Annotated in this window: 19 protein-coding genes and 1 pseudogene; 7 read left to right on the top strand and 13 right to left on the bottom strand. The window is 71.2% G+C overall.

Annotated elements, in window-relative coordinates; translation table 11 throughout:
* Positions 1–11 precede the first annotated feature (11 nt).
* Both ABZ386_RS35775 and ABZ386_RS35770 read right to left on the bottom strand, forming a co-directional pair.
* Entirely contained in the window at positions 12–257 is a 246-nt protein-coding gene (locus ABZ386_RS35775; RefSeq protein ID WP_351345412.1) for a hypothetical protein, read from the bottom strand.
* Positions 254–1189, bottom strand: coding sequence for an SPFH domain-containing protein (locus ABZ386_RS35770; RefSeq protein WP_351345409.1), 936 nt, complete (start codon positions 1187–1189; stop codon positions 254–256). The genes ABZ386_RS35775 and ABZ386_RS35770 overlap by 4 nt, the downstream gene beginning before the upstream one ends.
* 262 nt (positions 1190–1451) lie before the next feature.
* Between ABZ386_RS35770 and ABZ386_RS35765 the strand changes: the two genes are divergently transcribed.
* Positions 1452–3737 carry a transglycosylase domain-containing protein gene (locus ABZ386_RS35765; RefSeq protein ID WP_358967743.1) on the top strand — a complete coding sequence of 762 codons (2286 nt, stop codon included), beginning with the start codon at positions 1452–1454 and terminating at the stop codon, positions 3735–3737.
* Positions 3738–3837: 100 nt separating this feature from the next.
* A complete protein-coding gene (locus ABZ386_RS35760) occupies positions 3838–4230 on the top strand; it encodes a hypothetical protein (protein ID WP_351345403.1) in 393 nt (130 codons plus the stop codon).
* A gap of 31 nt (positions 4231–4261) precedes the next feature.
* On the opposite strand, the gene ABZ386_RS35755 is transcribed toward ABZ386_RS35760, so the two are convergent.
* The 4 genes from ABZ386_RS35755 to ABZ386_RS35740 all read right to left on the bottom strand — a co-directional run bounded on the left by ABZ386_RS35755 (position 4262) and on the right by ABZ386_RS35740 (position 10657).
* On the bottom strand, positions 4262–6406 hold the full coding sequence (locus tag ABZ386_RS35755; protein WP_351345401.1) for a SpoIIE family protein phosphatase: 2145 nt from the start codon (positions 6404–6406) through the stop codon (positions 4262–4264).
* A 322-nt stretch (positions 6407–6728) separates the two neighbouring features.
* Entirely contained in the window at positions 6729–7421 is a 693-nt protein-coding gene (locus ABZ386_RS35750; protein ID WP_351345398.1) for a DUF402 domain-containing protein, read from the bottom strand.
* Positions 7422–7504: 83 nt separating this feature from the next.
* A complete protein-coding gene (locus ABZ386_RS35745; RefSeq protein WP_351345395.1) occupies positions 7505–8908 on the bottom strand; it encodes a class II fumarate hydratase in 1404 nt (467 codons plus the stop codon).
* 78 nt (positions 8909–8986) lie between these two features.
* The gene (locus tag ABZ386_RS35740) at positions 8987–10657 is read right to left on the bottom strand and encodes a fumarate hydratase (protein WP_351345392.1); all 1671 of its coding nucleotides are present in this window, start codon (positions 10655–10657) and stop codon (positions 8987–8989) included.
* A gap of 179 nt (positions 10658–10836) precedes the next feature.
* On the opposite strand from ABZ386_RS35740, the gene ABZ386_RS35735 reads away from it, so the two are divergent.
* Both ABZ386_RS35735 and ABZ386_RS35730 read left to right on the top strand, forming a co-directional pair.
* Positions 10837–11556, top strand: a complete 720-nt coding sequence (locus tag ABZ386_RS35735; RefSeq protein ID WP_355714684.1) for a DUF1707 domain-containing protein — start codon at positions 10837–10839, stop codon at positions 11554–11556.
* Positions 11557–11670: 114 nt separating this feature from the next.
* Positions 11671–12048, top strand: a complete 378-nt coding sequence (locus ABZ386_RS35730; protein WP_031119678.1) for a WhiB family transcriptional regulator — start codon at positions 11671–11673, stop codon at positions 12046–12048.
* A 59-nt stretch (positions 12049–12107) separates the two neighbouring features.
* Here the strand turns inward: ABZ386_RS35730 and glpX are convergent, their stop codons facing one another.
* Positions 12108–13142 carry a class II fructose-bisphosphatase gene (gene glpX / locus ABZ386_RS35725; protein ID WP_351345385.1) on the bottom strand — a complete coding sequence of 345 codons (1035 nt, stop codon included), beginning with the start codon at positions 13140–13142 and terminating at the stop codon, positions 12108–12110.
* A 128-nt stretch (positions 13143–13270) separates the two neighbouring features.
* On the opposite strand from glpX, the gene ABZ386_RS35720 reads away from it, so the two are divergent.
* Positions 13271–13795: a DUF4245 domain-containing protein gene (locus ABZ386_RS35720; RefSeq protein ID WP_356505367.1), complete on the top strand. Its 525-nt coding sequence runs from the start codon at positions 13271–13273 to the stop codon at positions 13793–13795.
* A 61-nt stretch (positions 13796–13856) separates the two neighbouring features.
* On the opposite strand, the gene ABZ386_RS35715 is transcribed toward ABZ386_RS35720, so the two are convergent.
* From ABZ386_RS35715 to ABZ386_RS35695, 5 genes and pseudogenes are all read right to left on the bottom strand, one after another.
* The gene (locus ABZ386_RS35715) at positions 13857–14447 is read right to left on the bottom strand and encodes a malonic semialdehyde reductase (RefSeq protein ID WP_114255052.1); all 591 of its coding nucleotides are present in this window, start codon (positions 14445–14447) and stop codon (positions 13857–13859) included.
* 122 nt (positions 14448–14569) lie between these two features.
* On the bottom strand, positions 14570–14815 hold the full coding sequence (locus ABZ386_RS35710; RefSeq protein ID WP_114255053.1) for an exodeoxyribonuclease VII small subunit: 246 nt from the start codon (positions 14813–14815) through the stop codon (positions 14570–14572).
* 9 nt (positions 14816–14824) lie between these two features.
* Complete coding sequence (gene xseA / locus ABZ386_RS35705; RefSeq protein ID WP_351345375.1) at positions 14825–16033, bottom strand: exodeoxyribonuclease VII large subunit; 1209 nt, start codon at positions 16031–16033, stop codon at positions 14825–14827.
* Positions 16034–16517: 484 nt separating this feature from the next.
* Positions 16518–16694 (bottom strand): hypothetical protein, encoded by a 177-nt coding sequence (locus tag ABZ386_RS35700; RefSeq protein ID WP_355714674.1) that lies wholly within the window; start codon positions 16692–16694, stop codon positions 16518–16520.
* 41 nt (positions 16695–16735) lie between these two features.
* Positions 16736–17020: pseudogene (locus ABZ386_RS35695) on the bottom strand (amino acid permease); the annotation flags it as partial.
* A gap of 105 nt (positions 17021–17125) precedes the next feature.
* Between ABZ386_RS35695 and ABZ386_RS35690 the strand changes: the two are divergent.
* Together ABZ386_RS35690 and ppgK are read left to right on the top strand one after the other, a co-directional pair.
* Positions 17126–18151 carry a 4-hydroxy-3-methylbut-2-enyl diphosphate reductase gene (locus ABZ386_RS35690; RefSeq protein WP_351345369.1) on the top strand — a complete coding sequence of 342 codons (1026 nt, stop codon included), beginning with the start codon at positions 17126–17128 and terminating at the stop codon, positions 18149–18151.
* Between the two features lie 69 nt (positions 18152–18220).
* Positions 18221–18967: a polyphosphate--glucose phosphotransferase gene (ppgK, locus tag ABZ386_RS35685; RefSeq protein WP_358967738.1), complete on the top strand. Its 747-nt coding sequence runs from the start codon at positions 18221–18223 to the stop codon at positions 18965–18967.
* Positions 18968–19001: 34 nt separating this feature from the next.
* Here the strand turns inward: ppgK and ABZ386_RS35680 are convergent, their stop codons facing one another.
* Positions 19002–19586, bottom strand: a complete 585-nt coding sequence (locus ABZ386_RS35680; RefSeq protein ID WP_351345363.1) for a DUF6542 domain-containing protein — start codon at positions 19584–19586, stop codon at positions 19002–19004.
* Positions 19587–19690 lie beyond the last annotated feature (104 nt).

The following is a 19690-nucleotide window of genomic DNA, read 5'->3' as shown; positions in this document are numbered from 1 at the left end:
TCCGTAACAGGCTATTGCTCCGGGTCGCGGGGCGGGCGGCCGCGCCGGGGCAGCGGCCCCGTCTCGCGCGGCAGCCGCCCGGCCTCGGCCAGCGCCTTCCGCAGCAGGAACTCGATCTGCGCGTTGGCCGAGCGCAGTTCGTCCCCGGCCCACCGCGCCAGCGCCTCGTACACCGCCGGGTCCAGCCGCAGCAGCACCTGCTTGCGCTGCTGCTGCGGCCGGCGGCGCTGACCCGGGCCCTCGGGAGGCACCGTCACTGGTACAGGGACCCGGTGTTGAGGACCGGCTGGGCGGCGCGGTCGCCGCACAGGACCACCATCAGGTTGGAGACCATCGTCGCCTTCCGCTCGGAGTCCAGCTCCACGATGTCCCGCTCGGTGATCCGGGCGATCGCGGCCTCGACCATGCCCACCGCGCCGTCGACGATCTGCCGCCGGGCCGCGACGACCGCCCCGGCCTGCTGCCGCTGGAGCATCGCCGAGGCGATCTCGGGGGCGTAGGCGAGGTGCGTGAAGCGGGACTCGATGATCTGCACGCCGGCCGCCTCCACGCGCGCGTGCAGTTCGACGGCGAGTTTCTCGGTGATCTCCTCGGCGTTGCCGCGCAGCGAGAGGCCGTCCTCCTCGTGGGCGTCGTAGGGGTACTCGATGGCGATGTGCCGCACGGCCGCCTCGGTCTGCGTGGAGACGAACTCGATGTAGTCGTCCACCTCGAAGGTCGCCTGGGCGGTGTCCTCGACGCGCCACACCACGACCGCGGCCAGCTCGATCGGGTTGCCGTAGGCGTCGTTGACCTTCAGGACGGCCGTCTCGTGGTTGCGGACGCGGGTCGAGATCTTCGTGCGCGAGGTGAGCGGGTTCACCCAGCGCAGGCCGTCCTGCCGGATCGTGCCGCGGTACCGGCCGAAGAGCTGGACGACCCGGGCCTCGCCGGGCGCCACCATGTTCAGCCCGCACATGGCCAGGAACGCCGCGAGCGCGACCAGGATGCCGCCGATGATCAGGCCGGCCTTGGCGCCGGTGGCGTCCACCGCCGTGGCGGCCGCGATCAGGCCGGCGCCGGCCAGCAGCCCGAGCAGGCCGAGCAGCAGGGCGAGCCCGCCGCCGATGCTGTGCGCGGCGAACTCCCGGACCCGGGGCGCCGGCATCTCGGGCACGTCGGCGGTGACCTGCGGTTGGTGTGTGGACATGGGTGATCCCCCGTTCCTCGCGGGAAGCCACGCCTGCATAGCTTCCGTCTAGCTAAGTGATATCACTTTTCTGCATTCTGGCAACCCTGCGGGTGTCTCGTACGTCGGTTCCGTTGGGGTGGGTGCTGATTGTCACGTCCGCAAAGGGTCGGATCGGCAGGCCTATCTCATATCTCCCGGTGTTAGCTTTCTGAGCTGACCTGAGGCGGCGAACCTGTGTGACACATGAGCACACATGAACGAAGCGGAGCGGATCGGACCCATGGGACGAGCGGAAGAGAGACGCGCCCGACAGCGCGGTGGGCGCCGGGCGGCACCCAAGCGCCGCCGTTCGTCGGCCGCGACCGGGAAGAGCGGCATACGCAGGCTCTTCACCTGGAAGAAGATCCTCGGCACCTTCCTCGGCCTGTGCCTGCTGGGCATGGGCGCCTTCATCGTGCTGTACATGGTGATCGGCATCCCCGAGGGGAACGCCGACGCCAAGTGGCAGAGCAACGTCTACAAGTACAGCGACGGCACGCTCCTGGCCCGCACGGGTGACCGCAACCGCGAGATCGTGGACCTGGCCAAGATCCCCAAGCCCGTCCAGAAGACCTTCGTCGCCGCCGAGAACAAGACCTTCTACAAGGACGCCGGTGTCGACCTGAAGGGCACCGCCCGCGGCCTGCTGAACACGGTCACCGGCAAGGGCGCCCAAGGCGGTTCCACCATCACCCAGCAGTACGTCAAGAACTACTACCTGACGCAGGAACAGACCGTCTCGCGCAAGCTGAAGGAACTGGTCATCTCGCTGAAGCTGGACCGCGAGAAGTCCAAGGACTACATCCTGGCCGGCTACATCAACACCAGCTACTACGGCCGTGGCGCCTACGGCATCCAGGCCGCCGCCCAGGCCTACTACGGCGTCGACGCCCAGGACCTCGACGTCGAGCAGGGCGCCTACCTCGCCGCGCTGCTCCAGGCCCCGAGCGAGTACGACTGGGCGGTCGCCTCCCCGACGGGGAAAAGGCTGGTGAAGGCCCGCTGGAACTACGTCCTGGACAACATGGTCGAGGAGGGCTGGCTGAGCAAGGCCAAGCGCGACGCCATGACGTTCCCGGTGCCCGAGCCGCCCAAGAACGACCCCAGCCTGGAGGGCCAGACCGGCTACCTGGTGAAGTCGGCCGATGCCGCGCTGGAGAGGCAGCTGGTCGCCCAGGGCACCGCCGAGGACCTGAAGACGGCCCAGGCGATGGTGGAACAGGGGGGCTGGACCCTCACCCTGAACATCGACAAGAAGAAGCAGGCGGCCCTGGAGAAGGCCGTCAAGAAGCAGCTGGACAGCAAGCTGGACCCGAAGACGCGGAAGGTCGACGCGGACGTCCAGGCCGGCGCAGCCTCGGTGAACCCGAAGACGGGCGCGGTCGTCGCGATGTACGGCGGCAGGGACTATCTGAAGCACTACCTCAACAACGCGACCCGCACGGACTACCAGCCCGCCTCCACCTTCAAGCCGGTCATCCTGGCCGCCGCCCTGGAGGAGAACGCCAAGACCCAGGACGGCAGGCCGATCAGGGCGAACACGGTCTACGACGGCACGAGCAAGCGGCCGGTCGTCGACAACGGCACCAAGGTCGGGTTCGCCCCGGAGAACGAGGACGACCGGAGCTACGGGAAGGTCACCGTCCAGCGGGCGATGAACGACTCCATCAACTCCGTCTTCGCGCAGATGGGCGTCGACGTCGGCATGCCGGAGGTCGTGAAGGTCGCCGGCAAGCTCGGCATGGACACCGAGAACATGGAGGCCGTGCCCGCGCAGACCCTGGGCACCATGGGCGCGAGCCCGCTGCAGATGGCCGGTGTCTACGCGACCCTCGACAACCACGGGAAGAAGGTCACCCCGGCGCTCGTCAAGTCGGTCGAGCACAACACCCGGACGGTCACCTTCCCCGACCCGGTCGGTGAGCAGGTCATCAGCCGCGAGGCCGCCGACACGGTCACGTCGGTGCTGACCGGCGTGGTCGACGACGGTACGGCCAAGAAGTCCGTGCAGGGCAACGCCGCGCGGGACGGGCAGCAGGTCGCGGGCAAGACGGGCACGTCCGACGACAACAAGTCGGCCTGGTTCACCGGCTACACGCCCGACCTGGTCACGTCGGTCGGACTGTTCGGCGAGGACGACAAGCCGCCGCACCCGCAGGTCCCGATGTACAAGGCGGGCGGCGAGCCCCGGGTCAACGGCGGTGGTTTCCCGGCGCAGATCTGGGCGGCGTACATGTTCGCCGTGACGTCCTCGGACGCCGAGTTCGACCTGGAGACCGACCAGGGAGCGGCCGTCCAGCCGACCTGGACGCCGACTCCGTCCCCGACGCCGACGACACGGGAGCCGTCGGCGACACCGACGACCCAGAAACCGTCCGAGACGCCGACGACGCAGCCGCCGTCCCAGACTCCGACGACGCAGGCTCCGTCCCAGACGCCGACCACGCAGCCGCCCACGGTCGAGCCGACGCTCAGGCCGACGGACGGCTCCAGCCTGGAGCCGCCGGGATTCGGCGGCGACCAGTAGCGACACACGAGGGCGCCCGGCGACATGCCGGGCGCCCTCGCACATGGCGATGCGGTTCAGCGGGACCGTGTTCCGGACGACCGGTGAAAGGAGAGGCGGCATGCTGGTCGTCGTACTGGCCACCACCGTCTTGGCCATCGGGGTGCTGATCGCCAAGGCCATCATGCTGAAGTGGACCCAGCGGCTGCTGCTGGCCGAGGCGGCCCACGGAGCCCTGGCGGAAGCGGCACTGCTCCTCGCGAGCGTCGCCTGGCTGATCAACATGTACGGCGTGATCTCGGTCTTCGGATATCCCGGCCAGGCCGTCTCCTTGCTCCCCGCCCGCCAGGTCCGTCACACGGAGCATGGCGTCGTCGATCTCGTTCCCGCGTGGGTCGCGCCCACCGTGGTGGTGCTGTTCGCCGCAGCCGCCCTCTGCCTCCTCCTCGCCGCGGGCCTGGCCCTACGGCGCGGGAAGATCCCGTTCATCAGCCGGAAAGGATCCATGCGTTGAGAGCCGGCTGACCGTCACGTGTCCATGACGGTCAGCTGCGGTTGAGCTCGAACCACACCACCTTGCCCGTGCTGAGCCGGGTCGCGCCCCAGCGCCGGGCCAGCCGGTTCACCAGGTACAGCCCGCGTCCGCCCTCGTCGGTCGCCCGGGCCTGCCGCAGCCGCGGCAACTGCGGGACGTCGTCCCCGACTTCGCAGCGCAGCACGTCCGTGCGCAGCAGCCGCAGCGTGACCGGCCGGGACGCGTACCGCACGGCGTTCGTCACGACCTCGCTGACGAGCAGCTCCACGGAGTCGCTCAGCTCCTCCAGGCCCCAGCGCTGCAGCGCGCGCCGGGCCAGCCGGCGGGCCCGGCCGGGAGCGGCGTCCTCCGGCTCCAGGAACCAGTACGCCACATCGCTGGGCGCGATCCCGTCGAAGCGGGCGGCGAGCAGCGCGATGTCGTCGTCCCGGTCGCCCGGGCCGAGCATGTCGAGCACCTCGTCGCACAGCGCCTCCAGGGGCGGCGGGTGGTCGGGACCGGTGAGCTGCGCGGTCGCGGCGAGCTTCTCCCGCAGCTGCTCGATGCCGGTCCACACGTCCCTGAGGCGCGACTCGACCAGGCCGTCGGTGTACAGCAGCAGGGTCGCCCCGGCGGGCGCGTCCAGCTCGACCGCCTCGAAGTCGACGCCGCCGACCCCGATGGGCGCACCGGCCGGCACACGCAGCACCTCGGCGCGACCGCCCAGGTGGAGCAGGACGGGCGGCGGATGGCCGGCGTTGGCGATGGTGATGCGGTGCGATACCGGGTCGTAGACGGCGTACAGGCAGGTCGCCATGCGGTCCACGCCGAGGCGCTGGGCCTGTTCGTCGAGGTGGTGCAGGACCTCCTGCGGCGGCAGGTCGAGGCCGGCGAGCGTCTGGGCGGTGGTTCGCAGCTGGCCCATGATGGCGGCCGACGTCATGGAGTGGCCCATGACGTCACCCACGACCAGGGCGACGCGGCTGCCCGGCAGCGGGATCGCGTCGTACCAGTCACCGCCGACCCGGGCGGTCTCCGCCGCCGGCAGGTAACGGGAGGCGAGCCGTACGCCCGTGGGGCGGGGCAGCGTCTCGGGCAGCATGGTGCGCTGCAGCTCGTCCGCGATGTAGGCCTCGCGGCCGTACAGCACGGCCTTGTCGATGCCGAGGGCGCTGTGCGTGGCGAGCTGGGCGGCCACCAGCAGGTCGTCCGGCTCGAAGGCGATGCGCTCGGGGCGGCGCAGGAACAGCGCGGCACCGATCACCCGGCGCCGGCCGCGCAGCGGCGCGAGGATCGCGCGCTGGCCGTCCGGCACGGCGAACTCGCCGCCCTCGCCGAGCAGTTCCGGCAGTGCGGCGCGCGCCGCGGGGGCGTCGGTGAACACCGGGCGCACCCCCCGCAGGACCTCGGCGAGCGCGCTGCCGGGACGCACCTCGCACAGCTCGGCGCCGACCGTGTCCAGCTCGTTCGGCTCGGGCTGCGCGGCCGGCAGGAAGCCGTTCTCGGTGTCGCGCTCCGCCGGTATCCGGTCGGTGCGGCGCAACCGCAGCACGAGCGGGCCGGTGGGCCGCTCGTCGCCGACGGGCAGCGGGTCGCGCAGATAGACCAGGATCGCGTCGGAGAAGGTGGGCACGGTCGCCCGGCACAGCCCCATCACGATCTCGTCGAGGTCGATGCCGCGGGCGATCCGCCGGGTGGCGGCCCCGACGAACCTGAGCCGGTCACCGTCCCGCCGCATGGGCGTGGGCCGGCCCGGCGGCAGGCTCTGGCCGGAGCGGCGCTCCTGCCCGTCGGCGCTCGGCGCCTGCCGGTCCTGTTCATCGGCCGGCTGCAGCGGAATGTGCTCGGGGGCGGGGCGCGGCCGAGGGGTGTCGCGCTCGGCGGTCTGCTCGGCACCCGGCTGGGAGTGCTCGGAGGCGGGGTCGCTCACGGTGTCCTTGCCCTTGCCGAACGGCGTGGAGGTGCCCGGCTCCGACGTGCCCGGCGTGCGGTGCGCCGTCGTGACCGGGGCGGTGACTTCGCCGCCGGAGCGGCTCTGTGCCGGTAAGGCGCCCGCGCCGGGCGCACGCGCCGGTGTCGAGGTATGCACGAGCGCCCCGCGGGGGTCCGCGGGGTCGACGCCCGGCTGGGGGCGCTCGAAGGAGGTCGGCTGCTCCGTCACGCGTGTCGAATCCATCCGTCCGGGGCTGCGCGCCGCGCGCGCAGTTGGTCCCGCCGAAACTCCGATACCCGGAATACGTGCCCCAGGAACGGAATTCCCGCGTGGTCAGAGGTTGTTCCTGTGCCACCGGCGGACCGTCTGTGGCCCGCAGAGGCCGTCTGACGGCCCCTGGAGCCTGTGGCGCAGGCCCTGCCGGTGTTGCCCTCGTACCCCTCGCTCACGTCCTGCCGCCCCTCGGTGACGATCGGTCAAGCTCAGCGCGTGCTCCGGTAGTTGCCGCCGCGCGCCCTTGCGGAGGACGATCCTACGTTTCTTGCCCGGGGGCGCAGCAAGGGTCTCATGAGGACAGATGCGCGGGCGTACGATCCCAGTCCTCCGGCAGTGACGGTACCCCCCAGGACGGATCCGGGCGCCAGTCCTGCCAGCCGTCCGAGAACGGCGGCCCCCAGGCGCGGATCACCTCCACCGCGGCCCGCCCCGCCGTCCGTACCTTTTCGGCCTGTTGGTCGTCCATCAGCCCGTCCCTCCGGGCCTGGGCGAACTCGTCCTCGTCGCGCCAGTGCCAACTGCGGTCCGGATGGACCGAGATGTCCAGGAAATGGTCCTCCGAGTCGACGCCGCCCGCCCAACGGGACAGCGGCTCCTCCAGGTTCACGTACCAGTTCTTGAACTGCCAGCCCGGCTCCCAGAACAGCCACACCGACCAGGGCTCGCCGGGCCGGGCGAGCTTCAGCACGCCCGTGCCGAACCACCGGTCGCGCTGCACGGCCCGCGGCTTGGTGTAGCGCGTCGGAAGCGGCTCCAGGTGCACGGGGGTGCCGTCGGCGAGCACGGGTTTCACGCACTCGGTGCCGGGCGCCAGCCACACGGCGAGCAGCTCCGCGTCGTCCCGTACGACGGTGACGGGGCGCGCGATGTGGATGTGCGTGCCGCCGTTCTCCCGGTACCGCCACAGGATCCGGCTCCCGGGTGCCCAGAAGCCTGCCGCACCACCCGTTTCCACGCGTCTCACCGCTCCACCGTCTGCCATGCACAGATATTAGGTGCCATAGGCATACGACGCTGCGGCGCGTGTCACGGTTCACGCGCCGGGCGTACGTGCGCCGCGAAACGTCACGGGTGCGTCATCCGCAGGACATCCAGCGCCTCGTCTAGCTGCTCCTGGGTCAGGTCCCCGCGCTCCACGTACCCGCTGTCGAGGACGACCTGACGGATCGTCTTCTCCTCGGCCATGGCCTTCTTGGCGACCTTCGCGGCCTCCTCGTACCCGATGTACTTGTTGAGCGGCGTCACGACGGAGGGGGAGGACTCGGCGTACTCCCGCGCGCGCTCGCGGTTCGCGGTGATGCCGTCGACGGTGCGGTCGGCGAGCAGCCGCGTCACGTTGGAGAGCAGCCGGATCGACTCCAGCACGTTCTTCGCGATGACCGGCAGCATCACGTTGAGCTCGAAGTTCCCGGCGGCGCCGGCGGTGGCGACGGTGGCGTCGTTGCCGACGACCTGCGCGCACACCATGAGCACGGCCTCGGGAATGACCGGGTTCACCTTGCCCGGCATGATCGAGGAGCCGGGCTGGAGGTCGGGCAGGGTGATCTCGGCCAGGCCCGTGCGCGGCCCGGAGGACATCCACCGCAGGTCGTTGGCGATCTTCGTCAGTCCGACGGCGATGGTCCGCAGCTGCCCGCTGGTCTCGACGATGCCGTCCCGGGCGCCCTGCGCCTCGAAGTGGTCCCGCGCCTCGGTGAGGGGCAGCCCGGTGGTGCGGGCGACCTCCTCGATGACGGCGGCGGAGAAGCCGGGCGGGGTGTTGATGCCGGTGCCGACGGCCGTACCGCCGAGGGGGAGTTCGGCGAGCCGGGGCAGGGACGCCTGGAGCCGCTCGACCCCGTGCCGCATCTGGGCGGCGTACCCGCCGAACTCCTGGCCCAGGGTCACGGGCGTGGCGTCCATCAGGTGCGTCCGCCCCGACTTCACGACGTCCGCGAACTCCTCGGCCTTGCGCTCCAGGGAGGCGGCGAGGTGCTCCAGCGCCGGGACCAGGTCCCGCGTCACCGCGGCGGTGGCGGCGATGTGGATGGAGGACGGGAAGACGTCGTTGGACGACTGGGAGGCGTTGACGTCGTCGTTCGGGTGCACGGGACGCCCGAGTCGCTCGGTCGCCAGGGTGGCGATGACCTCGTTGGTGTTCATGTTGGACGAGGTCCCGGACCCGGTCTGGAACACGTCGACGGGGAAGTGCTCGTCCCACCTGCCCTCGGCGACCTCCCCGGCCGCGTCCTGGATCGCCCGGGCGACGTCCTTGTCCAGGACCCCCAGCTCGGCGTTGACCTTGGCCGCCGCGCCCTTGATCCGGGCGAGGGCCTCGATGTGCGCCCGCTCGATGCGCTGCCCGGAGACGGGGAAGTTCTCCACGGCCCGCTGGGTCTGGGCCCGCCACTTGGCGTGGGCGGGCACCCGGACCTCGCCCATGGAGTCGTGCTCGGTGCGGTACTCGGTCCTGTCCTGCTCGTCGGTCATCGACGATCACCTCCACGTGTCACAGCGTCAGCGCCGCGACCACTGTTCCCCGTGGAGGCGATTCGTCACCGCCCTTTCTCAGGCGAGTCCGGGGCCCCGTACCGGAATGGACGTGAACGTCGGCTGCGGTGCCGGGTCCTGGAAGAAGTCGTTGCCCTTGTCGTCCACGACGATGAACGCCGGGAAGTCCTCGACCTCGATCTTCCAGACGGCCTCCATGCCGAGCTCCTCGTACTCGACGACCTCGACCTTCTTGATGCAGTCCTGGGCGAGGCGCGCGGCCGGGCCGCCGATGGAGCCGAGGTAGAAGCCGCCGTGGGCGTGGCACGCGTCGGTGACCTGCTTGCTGCGGTTGCCCTTGGCGAGCATCACCTTGGAGCCGCCCGCCGCCTGGAACTGCTCCACGTAGGAGTCCATGCGGCCGGCCGTGGTCGGGCCGAAGGAGCCCGACGCGTAGCCCTCGGGGGTCTTCGCCGGACCCGCGTAGTACACCGGGTGGTCCTTCAGGTACTGCGGCATCTCCTCGCCCGCGTCCAGCCGCTCCTTGATCTTGGCGTGCGCGATGTCGCGGGCCACGACCAGCGGGCCGGTCAGCGAGAGCCGCGTCTTCACCGGGTACTTGGTCAGCTCGGCCAGGATGTCGTCCATCGGCTGGTTCAGGTCGATCCTGACGACGTCACCGTCGGCGTCGAGCTGCTCGTCCGTCGTCTCCGGCAGGAACCGCGCCGGGTCCGTCTCCAGCTGCTCCAGGAAGACGCCCTCGGCGGTGATCTTCGCGACGGCCTGGCGGTCGGCGGAGCAGGACACCGCGATGGCGACCGGGCAGGAGGCGCCGTGCCGGGGCAGGCGGACCACGCGCACGTCGTGGCAGAAGTACTTGCCGCCGAACTGCGCGCCGATGCCGATCTTCTGCGTCAGCTCGAAGACCTTCTGCTCCAGCTCCTTGTCCCGGAAGCCGTGCCCCAGCTCGGAGCCCTCGGCCGGGATCTCGTCCAGGTAGTGCGCGGAGGCGTACTTCGCGGTCTTCAGCGCGTACTCGGCGGACGTGCCGCCGACCACGATCGCCAGGTGGTACGGCGGACAGGCGGCCGTGCCCAGCGAACGGATCTTCTCCTCCAGGAACTTCATCATGGAGGACTCGTTCAGGACGGCCTTCGTCTCCTGGTACAGGAACGACTTGTTGGCCGAGCCGCCGCCCTTGGCCATGAAGAGGAACTTGTAGGCGCCGCCGTCGGTCGCGTACAGCTCGATCTGCGCGGGGAGGTTGGAGCCGGTGTTCTTCTCCTCCCACATGGTGAGGGGGGCCATCTGCGAGTAGCGCAGGTTGAGGTTCTGGTACGCGTCGTAGATGCCGCGGCTGAGGGCCTCCTCGTCACGGCCCCGCGTCAGCACGTTCTGGCCGCGCTTGCCCATCACGATCGCCGTGCCCGTGTCCTGGCACATGGGGAGCACGCCCGCCGCCGCGATGTTCGCGTTCTTCAGCAGGTCCAGCGCCACGAACTTGTCGTTGCCCGACGCCTCGGGGTCGTCGATGATCCGGCGCAGCTGCGCCAGGTGGGCCGGGCGCAGGTAGTGCTGGATGTCGTGGATGGCCTCCTCGGCGAGCTTGCGCAGCGCCTCCGGCTCCACCTGGAGGAAGGTCCGTCCGTCCGGCCCCTCGACCGTGGAGACACCCTCGGAGGTCACCAGCCGGTACGGGGTGGTGTCCTCTCCCTGGGGGAGCAGATCGGTGTACGCGAACTCAGGCATCTCAGCCCATTCCTCACTCTACGGACGGCGGCCCGCCTCCATCGGCGAGCGCCCACCAGAGTAGAACCCCGCCGGTGGCCGTGAGCTTGTGAGGTAAGGCTCAGTTCGTCACAGTCGGCCGCGATACAGGTCCGTCAACGGGGGTGTCGCGATCTATCGTGTTTCGGTACGCTGCTGTCGTGGACCTTCAGAAGCAGGACCCTCACCAGCAGGCCGGCCCTGGCACGCAGACCGCGCCCGCCGTCTCCGAGTTCCGCGCCTCCGACGCCGAGCGTGACCGGATCGCCGACATCCTGCACGACGCCCTCGCCGAGGGCCGGCTCACCGTGGACGAGCACGCCGAGCGGGTCGAGGGGGTGCTGCGCGCCAAGACGGTCGGTGAGCTGGAGGTCTTCATACGGGACCTGCCCGCGGCCCACCGCCGGGGCCCCGGCCCGGCCCCGAGCCCGGCCCCCCACCGCCCCACGGCCGGCGCCATCCCGATCGAGCCGGACGACAATGTCGTCGCGATCTTCAGCGGCGCCGTCCGCAAGGGCCGCTGGCGCGCGGGCCGCCGGATCCACGCCTATGCGATCTTCGGCAGCGTCGAGATCGACCTCAGCGAGGCCCTCTTCGACCACCAGCAGGTCGTCGTCAAGTCCTTCGCGATCTTCGGCAGCGTCGACATCCGCGTCCCGGAGAACGTGTCGCTGCGCGGCATCGGCGGCGGCGTGCTCGGCAGCTTCGAGGTCGACACCCTCGACTCGGGCGAACCGGAGGCCCCGGTCGTCTACGTCGACGGCTGGGCCGTCATGGGCAGCGTCGAGGCGCGGCCCCGGCGCGGCAAGGTCGTCGCGGACATCCTGGACCGGGTGCAGCGCAAGGTCGACAAGAGTTTGCGCAAACACCTGGGGCATTGACAGTCGCGAATCCCCATAAACCGGCGGTTCGGAACTCAGTGCATAGGCGCGCGCACAGCGGGTAGGCCTTGCTGCATCGTCTCTCGCTCGCGAAGCCGTCGTCAGGAGTAGACCGTGCTGCAACCGCCGCATTCGTCCCTGCAGGTCGCTGCCGTTCCGGCCCCGCGGGTGCCAGCGCGAGACAGGGATCAGGACGCCCCGTGGCACACCGAGGCGGTGTGCCGGCGTGACGAGGCCGGGCTGTTCTTCGCCCCCTCCAAGGAGCCCACGGCCGCCCGGCTCTCCCGGGAAGAGGCGGCGAAACGGGTCTGCGCCCGCTGTCCGGTCATGGTCGAATGCCGCGAGCACGCCCTGCTCCAGCCCGAGCCCTACGGCGTCTGGGGCGGCCTCACCGCCGCCGAGCGCCGCGTGGTCCTGGCCCGGCGGCGCCGCCGCGACCTGGAGCTGAAGAAGACGGCCCGCTCGGCGAACCGCATAGCGGCGGCCGGCTGACAGACAAGCTGCGCGAAAGGGCGTCCCCACCGCACCGGGGACGCCCTTCGTGCCACCGGCTACTTGCCCTTGTCGAAGTCGATCGCGCTGTACGCCCGCAGCTTGGACAGCCGGTGCTCCGAATCGATCCTGCGCACCGTGCCCGACCGCGAGCGCATCACGATCGAGTCGGTCGTCGCCGTCTCCGCCCGGTAGCGCACGCCCCGCAGCAGCTCACCATCGGTGATGCCGGTCGCCACGAAGAACACGTTCTCCCCGGTGACGAGGTCCTCCGTCGTCAGCACCCGGTCGAGATCGTGCCCCGCGTCGACCGCCCGCTGCCGCTCCTCGTCGTCCTTCGGCCACAGCTTGCCCTGGATCGTGCCGCCCAGGCACTTCACGGCGCAGGCCGAGATGATGCCCTCGGGCGTGCCGCCGATGCCGAGTAGCAGGTCGACCCCGGTGCCCTCCCGCAGCGCCAGGATCGAGCCGGCCACATCGCCGTCGGAGATCAGCTTGATGCGCGCACCGGTGTCCCGGATCTCCTTGATGATGCCCTCGTGCCGCGGCCGGTCCAGGATCACCACCGTGACGTCCTCGGGCGCGGACCGCTTGGCCTTCGCGACCCGGCGGATGTTCACCGACACCGGCGCGTTGATGTCGACGAAGTCGGCCGCCTCCGGCCCGGTGACCAGCTTGTCCATGTAGAAGACGGCGGAGGGGTCGAACATCGACCCGCGCTCGGCGGCGGCCAGCACCGCGATCGCGTTCGTCATGCCCTTGGCGGTCAGCGTGGTGCCGTCGATCGGGTCGACGGCGATGTCGCACTCGGGCCCGGTGCCGTCGCCCACGCGCTCCCCGTTGAACAGCATCGGGGCCTCGTCCTTCTCGCCCTCGCCGATGACGACGACGCCGTTCATCGAGACGGTGGAGACGAGGGTCCGCATGGCACGCACCGCGGCACCGTCGGCGCCGTTCTTGTCACCGCGTCCGACCCAGCGGCCCGCGGCCATCGCCGCCGCCTCGGTGACCCGGACCAGTTCCAGGGCGAGGTTGCGGTCGGGGGCCTCGGAGGGCACATCCAGTTCGGACGGCAAGTGATGATGCTCGGTCATCGGAGCGCACCTTTCTGTACGACGACGGCCGGATGAGGGTGTTGTTCGCCCGACTCTATCGCCGATCCCGCAAAATGAGCAGGGGCCCCCACGGATGAGCGCCGCCGAGACCTGCGACGATAGGGGGCGTGGCAGGCACGAACGGCAAGCAGAAGACGGCTCGGGACATGATCCTCTCGATGGGGGTCATCGTCCTCGTGGCGGGCGTCATATACCTCTTCATCCCGCACGACGACAGCCCGCCCGACCTCAAGCGCGTCGACTACCGGGTCGAGCTGCTCACGGCACGCCGCGCCGCCCCGTACCCCATCGCCGCGCCCCAGGGGCTGCCCGACACCTGGAAGGCCACCTCCGTCCGTTACCAGGCCGACGAGTTCGACACCTGGCACCTCGGCTTCCACGACCCCGAAGGGGAGTACGTGGCGGTCGAGCAGTCCACGCAGCGGCGCCCCGTCTTCCTCGACGAGGCCACGCAGGGCGCGCGGGAGACCGGGAAGACCGAGGAGATCGACGGCCGGACGTGGACCCGCTGGGAGGGCGGCCGGTACGACGCGCTGGTCCTGGAGGGCACCAAGGGCTCGACCACGGTCGTCACGGGCACCGCGTCGTTCGCGCAGCTGACGAAGATGGCGGACGCGCTGGAGACGAAGTGAGACCGCAGTGCGCATGAGAAAGGCCCCCGGCTGTACCGGGGGCCTTTCTCGTGTACGTCGCTCAGACGGTCGTGACGACCTGGTCGAACTCCAGGCGCGGGGAGCGCGGGTACCAGGCGTCCGGGCCCGGGCGGCCGATGTTGACGACCATCAGCGGGGTGTGGTCGTCGTCCAGGAACTCCTTGCGCACGCCCTCGAAGTCGAAGCCGGTCATCGGGCCGGCGGCCAGACCGGCGGCGCGGACGCCGACGATGAAGTACGCGGCCTGCAGGGCGGCGTTCAGCGCGGCGGCGCTCTCCCGCGCGGGGCGCTCGGCGAAGAAGGCGTCCTTGGCCTGCGGGAAGGCCGGGAACAGGTGCGGCAGCTCCTCGTGGAACTCGTTGTCCGCGGAGAGGATCGCGACCAGCGGGGCGCTCGCGGTCTTGGCGCGGTTGCCCTCGGCCATGTGCCCGACCAGGCGCTCGCGGGCCTCGGGGGAGCGGACCAGGGTGATGCGCAACGGGGTCTGGTTGAAGGCGGTCGGGCCGTACTTGACCAGGTCGTAGATCGCCTGCACCTGCTCGTCGGTCACCGGCTCGTCGGTGAAGGTGTTGGCGGTGCGGGCCTCGCGGAACAGGAGGTCCTGGGCTGCGGGGTCAAGGACGAGGGACATGGATGCACTTTCTCGCGACTGGTCCGGGAGATCGGCTGACGTCTTCGACCGTACGCGAATGAAGTTCAACGTTCAACTAAGGTCGGGGTGTCATAGGTCACCCTCGCACCGCACCACCGGGACTACTCGGCGTCCTCGTCCTCCGCGGCCTCCTCCGCCAGCGCCGCGTCCAGCCGTGCCCGCGCCCCGTCCAGCCACCGTCGGCACACCTTGGCCAGCTCCTCGCCCCGCTCCCAGAGCGCGAGGGACTCCTCCAGCGTCGTACCGCCCGCCTCCAGACGGCGGACGACCTCGATCAGCTCGTCCCGCGCCTGCTCGTACCCGAGCGCCTCGTCCGTGCCCGGCGCCTGTTCCACCTCGCTGGTCATCCACCCACCCTATGTGTCGACTCGTACGGAGAACTCACCCTCGGAGACCCGCGCGCGCAGGGCCTCGCCGGCCGCCACCTCGCCGGGGTCGCGGACCGCGTGCCCGTCCGCCTTCTGCAGCACGGCGTACCCGCGCTTCAGCGTCGCGGCGGGGGAGAGGGCCACCACGCGCGCGTGCGTGTGCGTCAGCTCGGAGTCGGCGCGGTCCAGCTGGTGCCGCAGGCAGCGCCGGCCGCGGTCGAGCAGGTCCGCCACGTGGTCGGCGCGCTCGTCGATCATCCGGTGCGGGTCCTGTATCGACGGCCGCGCGAGCGCGTGCGCCAGGCCGCGCTCCTCCCGGTCCAGCAGCGCCGCCACGCACCGCCGCGCCCGGTCCCGCAGCAGCCGCACCCGCTCGTACTCCTCGCCGACGTCCGGTACGACCTTCTTGGCGGCGTCGGTCGGGGTGGAGGCGCGCAGGTCAGCCACGTGATCCAGCAGCGGGTTGTCCGGCTCGTGGCCGATGGCCGAGACCACGGGCGTACGGCACTGCGCGACCGTCCGGACCAGCTGCTCGTCGGAGAACGGCAGCAGGTCCTCCACGCTGCCGCCGCCGCGCGCGACGATGATCACGTCCACGTCCTCGATCGCGTCGAGCTCCTTCACTGCCTGCACGACCTGCGGTACGGCGTGCACGCCCTGGACGGCGACGTTGCGCACCTCGAAGCGGACGGCGGGCCAGCGGTGCCGGGCGTTCTCCAGCACGTCCCGCTCGGCGGCCGAGGCCCGTCCGCAGACCAGCCCGATCAGCTGCGGCAGGAACGGCAGCGGCTTCTTGCGCTCCGGCGCGAACAGGCCCTCCCGCGCCAGGGCCTTCTTCAGCTGCTCCAGCCGCGCGAGCAGCTCCCCGACCCCTACGGGCCTTATCTCGGCGGCCCGCAGTGACAGCTGCCCCCGCGGGGCGTACCACTCGGGCTTCGCCAGGACGACGACCCGGGCACCCTCGCTGACCACGTCCGCGACGGCGTCGAACACCTGCCGGTAGCAGGTCACGCTGACGGAGATGTCGTACGAGGGGTCCCGCAGCGTCAGGAACACCACACCGGCGCCCGGCCGCCGCGACAACTGCGTGATCTGCCCCTCGACCCACACCGCCCCGAGCCGGTCGATCCACCCCCCGATGAGCCGCGACACCTCACCGACGGGCAGCGGGGATTCCGGAGTCGTGTTCACAGCCATGCCCGCGAGCGTAGTGGCCACCACCGACAATCCCGATCAGCCGACCGGGGGGAGGGGCGGGGCCGGCCGACAGCAGCGCGGGGGAGGGCAGGGCGTGCAGGGCCCGGCCTGCCGGCCACCGGGGCGCGCGGGCCTGAGCGGCTGCCGCCCGGCTTTACGGGGCGTGGGCCGTCAGCCGCTCGCCGCGCGGACCCGGACGGTCAGCCGAGCGGGGCACCGGGTCCGGCCGTCCGGCCGTGTGGGACACGCCGGCCGCACAGGAAGCCGCGTGGGCCGCTCGTCGGCTGCCCGGGCGCGCGGGGCCCGGCCGGCTGGCGCCCGGCGGCGCGAGGTGCGGCCGGCAGGCGCCGGGCGGTGGGAGGTGCGGCTGGTCAGCCGCTGGCCGCTGGGTTCTGTCCGGCGCCGCCGGGCGGTGGGAGGTGCGGTCGGTCAGCCGCTCGGACGCAGCGCCTGTCCGGCGTCGCCCGGTGGCTAGCCCGATCGCTCAGTCTGCCGGGGGTGGCGTCGTCGATCTGTGGCGCTTCTGGGTCGCCAGCACCATCAGCCCGGCCGCCAGCCACACCGCGCCGGTCGTCTGGGCCGTGCTGGATGCCGTCACGATCACGGCGGCGGTGATCACCGCTCCCGTCACCGGCACCAGGACGTGCCGCGACCAGCTCACCGCCCCGCCCCGCCGCCGTACCGCGAACCAGCCGACCACGCTTTCCCGAGCCCCACGCGCGCGTAGGCGAAGACCGAGCCCGCCTGCGGGACGACCCGGACCATCTGGGCGTAGCTGAACGTGGTGAACGCCATCGCGACCGTGGCGACGAGGTACACCAGCGCGACCGCGCCGTGCGCCTTGGCGTCCAGCGTGCCGAACACGCCGACCGGGGCCATGGGAGCGATGAACAGCAGCCCGTAGACGACGAAGTCCCGGAAGCCGAGACCGCGCCGCAGGGCGTGCTCCCCACCGGTCGCGGGGGCCGCCGTCCCGGTCTCGGTCATCCTGACCTCCGCTCCCCGGGGTCCCGTCAGTCACGTCACGCCCTGTCAGTCTTCCCAGGGACTCCACAGCGGCGCGATCTCCGACCCGCCGAACGCGGCCTTACGATGGGACGCATGTCTGCTTCGCCTGGCCGCCGTGTCCTGCTCGCCGCCCCCCGTGGCTACTGCGCGGGTGTGGACCGCGCCGTGATCGCCGTCGAGAAAGCGCTGGAGCAGTACGGCGCTCCGGTCTACGTCCGCCACGAGATCGTCCACAACAAGTACGTCGTGCAGACCCTGGAGAAGAAGGGCGCGATCTTCGTCGAGCAGACGGAAGAGGTCCCTCCGGGCAACATCGTCATGTTCTCGGCGCACGGCGTGGCCCCGGTCGTCCACGAGGAGGCCGAGCGCGGCAAGCTCGCCACCATCGACGCCACCTGCCCGCTGGTCACCAAGGTCCACAAGGAGGCCGTCCGCTTCGCCAACGACGACTACGACATCCTCCTGATCGGCCACGAGGGCCACGAGGAGGTCATCGGCACCTCCGGCGAGGCCCCCGACCACATCCAGCTCGTCGACGGCCCGGGCGACGTCGAGAAGGTCGAGGTCCGCGACCCGTCCAAGGTCGTCTGGCTCTCCCAGACCACGCTCTCCGTCGACGAGACCATGGAGACCGTCGACGCCCTGAAGGAGAAGTTCCCGCAGCTCATCTCCCCGCCCAGCGACGACATCTGCTACGCCACGCAGAACCGCCAGCTGGCCGTGAAGCAGATGGGCGCCGAGTCGGACCTGGTGATCGTGGTCGGCTCGCGCAACTCCTCCAACTCCAAGCGGCTCGTGGAGGTCGCCAAGATCGCGGGCGCCCGCGCCGCCTACCTCGTGGACTTCGCCGACGAGATCGACGAGGCCTGGCTGGAGGGCGTGTCCACGGTGGGCGTCACCTCGGGCGCCTCCGTCCCGGAGATCCTGGTCGAGCAGGTCCTGGAGTGGCTCGCGCAGCGCGGCTTCGAGGACGTCGAGATCGTCAAGGCCGCCGAGGAGTCCATCACGTTCTCCCTGCCGAAGGAGCTCCGCCGCGACCTGCGCGAGGAGGCGGCGGCGCTGGTCGCCGAGCGCGGCGGGGCCGGGACCGGTGAGGATTCCGGGGAGTGATCGGGGACAGGCCGGGCAGCCACCGCTGTCCGGCCTGTGACTGTCAGTCGTTCGTCGTAACGTAGGGCCATGCAGATCTTCGGTGTGGACATCGGCGGTTCCGGGATCAAGGGTGCCCCGGTGGACCTGGACAAGGGCGACCTGGCGCAGGAGCGCCACAAGGTCCTCACCCCGCACCCGGCCACGCCCGACGGGGTGGCCGACGGCGTCAGGCAGGTCGTCGACCACTTCGGCTGGACGGGACCGGTCGGGATCACGTTCCCGGGCGTGGTCACCGACGGAGCCACGATCCGCACGGCGGCGAACGTCGACGACAGCTGGATCGACACCGACGCCCGGGCGCTCCTCGGCGAGCGGCTGGGCGGCCTGCCGGTGACGGTGGTGAACGACGCGGACGCGGCGGGCATCGCCGAGCTGCACTTCGGCGCCGGCCGCGACCGCCGGGGCACAGTGATCCTGCTGACGTTCGGCACGGGCATCGGCAGCGCGGTCTTCGTCGACGGCGTCCTCGTCCCCAACACCGAGCTGGGCCACCTGGAGCTGGAGGGACACGACGCGGAGAAGCGCGCCTCCAGCAAAGCCCGCGAGGACCACGACATGACGTGGGAGCACTGGGCGGTGCACCGCGTGCGCAAGTACCTCGCCCATGTGGAGATGCTGTTCTCGCCGGACCTGTTCATCATCGGCGGCGGTGTGAGCCGCAAGTCCCACAAGTTCCTGCCCTACATCGAGGGCATCAAGGCGGAGATCGTCCCGGCGCAGCTGCAGAACAACGCGGGCATCGTGGGCGCGGCGATGCGGGCGGCCGGACACTAGGGCTGTCTGCCAGGGCCCGGGGGCCCGGCGCGTGTCACACCGGCGTGCGGGCCCCGGCCGTGCGCCGCCGGTGCACCAGCCTGATCCGCCGGACGATCACGATCAGCCCGGCGATCAGGGTCCCGCCGTACAGCCACCCGGCCTGCGTGGCGAGCGCGGTCACGAGTCCCATCAGCCTGCCGCCGACGCCTCCGTCGCCCTCGGCCACCGGCAGCAGGCCCACGGCGAAGGCGATGGGCACGACCACGGGCGCGGTCATCAGGTCCCCCCGGCGCACCCAGAGGGCGGTCAGCACGCACACCGGCAGGAACAGCACGCCGTACGCCGTCAGCGACGCCCCGAACAACGCGGCGCACAGCGCGCCCAGCAGGAACATCACCACCGCGCAGAACAACCCGCTGCCCAGCCCGGTCAGCCGCGGGTTGGGCATCCGCCCGGCGCTGGGGGCCGGTGCGGGCGCGGGCCGCCGGACCGGCGCCGGGCGGCGCTGCTGGCCCGGCGGCCGGGCCGTGCGCACGGACCCGCCGCCCGCTCCCCGTTTCGCCTGGGGCGGCAGGGGCGGCCTCGGCCGGTCACGTCGCGGTCCGTACTGGGCAGGTCGCGTCCTGTATTGCTCCACCGCACCAACTTAGGTCGTTCAATATGCCGAATGGCCCGTCAGACACGCCGTGGGCCGAGGCTTGGCCAAGCGTTCGATACGCCTCCCGGGTCGGTTCCGGGTAC

Origin of the sequence: Streptomyces sp. NPDC006140 (assembly GCF_040628815.1) — a bacterium.
GTDB lineage: Bacteria > Actinomycetota > Actinomycetes > Streptomycetales > Streptomycetaceae > Streptomyces.
The sequence above is the reverse complement of the archived record's forward strand: the minus strand, read 5'-3'. Positions and strand labels throughout refer to the sequence as shown.

Coding starts and splice junctions, on each gene's coding strand:
- ABZ386_RS35770 (WP_351345409.1), bottom strand. CDS start 1,189: ATGTCCACACACCAACCGCAGGTCACCGCCGACGTGCCCGAGATGCCG.
- ABZ386_RS35765 (WP_358967743.1), top strand. CDS start 1,452: ATGGGACGAGCGGAAGAGAGACGCGCCCGACAGCGCGGTGGGCGCCGG.
- ABZ386_RS35760 (WP_351345403.1), top strand. CDS start 3,838: ATGCTGGTCGTCGTACTGGCCACCACCGTCTTGGCCATCGGGGTGCTG.
- ABZ386_RS35755 (WP_351345401.1), bottom strand. CDS start 6,406: ATGGATTCGACACGCGTGACGGAGCAGCCGACCTCCTTCGAGCGCCCC.
- ABZ386_RS35750 (WP_351345398.1), bottom strand. CDS start 7,421: ATGGCAGACGGTGGAGCGGTGAGACGCGTGGAAACGGGTGGTGCGGCA.
- ABZ386_RS35745 (WP_351345395.1), bottom strand. CDS start 8,908: ATGACCGACGAGCAGGACAGGACCGAGTACCGCACCGAGCACGACTCC.
- ABZ386_RS35740 (WP_351345392.1), bottom strand. CDS start 10,657: ATGCCTGAGTTCGCGTACACCGATCTGCTCCCCCAGGGAGAGGACACC.
- glpX (WP_351345385.1), bottom strand. CDS start 13,142: ATGACCGAGCATCATCACTTGCCGTCCGAACTGGATGTGCCCTCCGAG.
- ABZ386_RS35715 (WP_114255052.1), bottom strand. CDS start 14,447: ATGTCCCTCGTCCTTGACCCCGCAGCCCAGGACCTCCTGTTCCGCGAG.
- ABZ386_RS35710 (WP_114255053.1), bottom strand. CDS start 14,815: ATGACCAGCGAGGTGGAACAGGCGCCGGGCACGGACGAGGCGCTCGGG.
- xseA (WP_351345375.1), bottom strand. CDS start 16,033: ATGGCTGTGAACACGACTCCGGAATCCCCGCTGCCCGTCGGTGAGGTG.
- ABZ386_RS35690 (WP_351345369.1), top strand. CDS start 17,126: ATGGGACGCATGTCTGCTTCGCCTGGCCGCCGTGTCCTGCTCGCCGCC.
- ppgK (WP_358967738.1), top strand. CDS start 18,221: ATGCAGATCTTCGGTGTGGACATCGGCGGTTCCGGGATCAAGGGTGCC.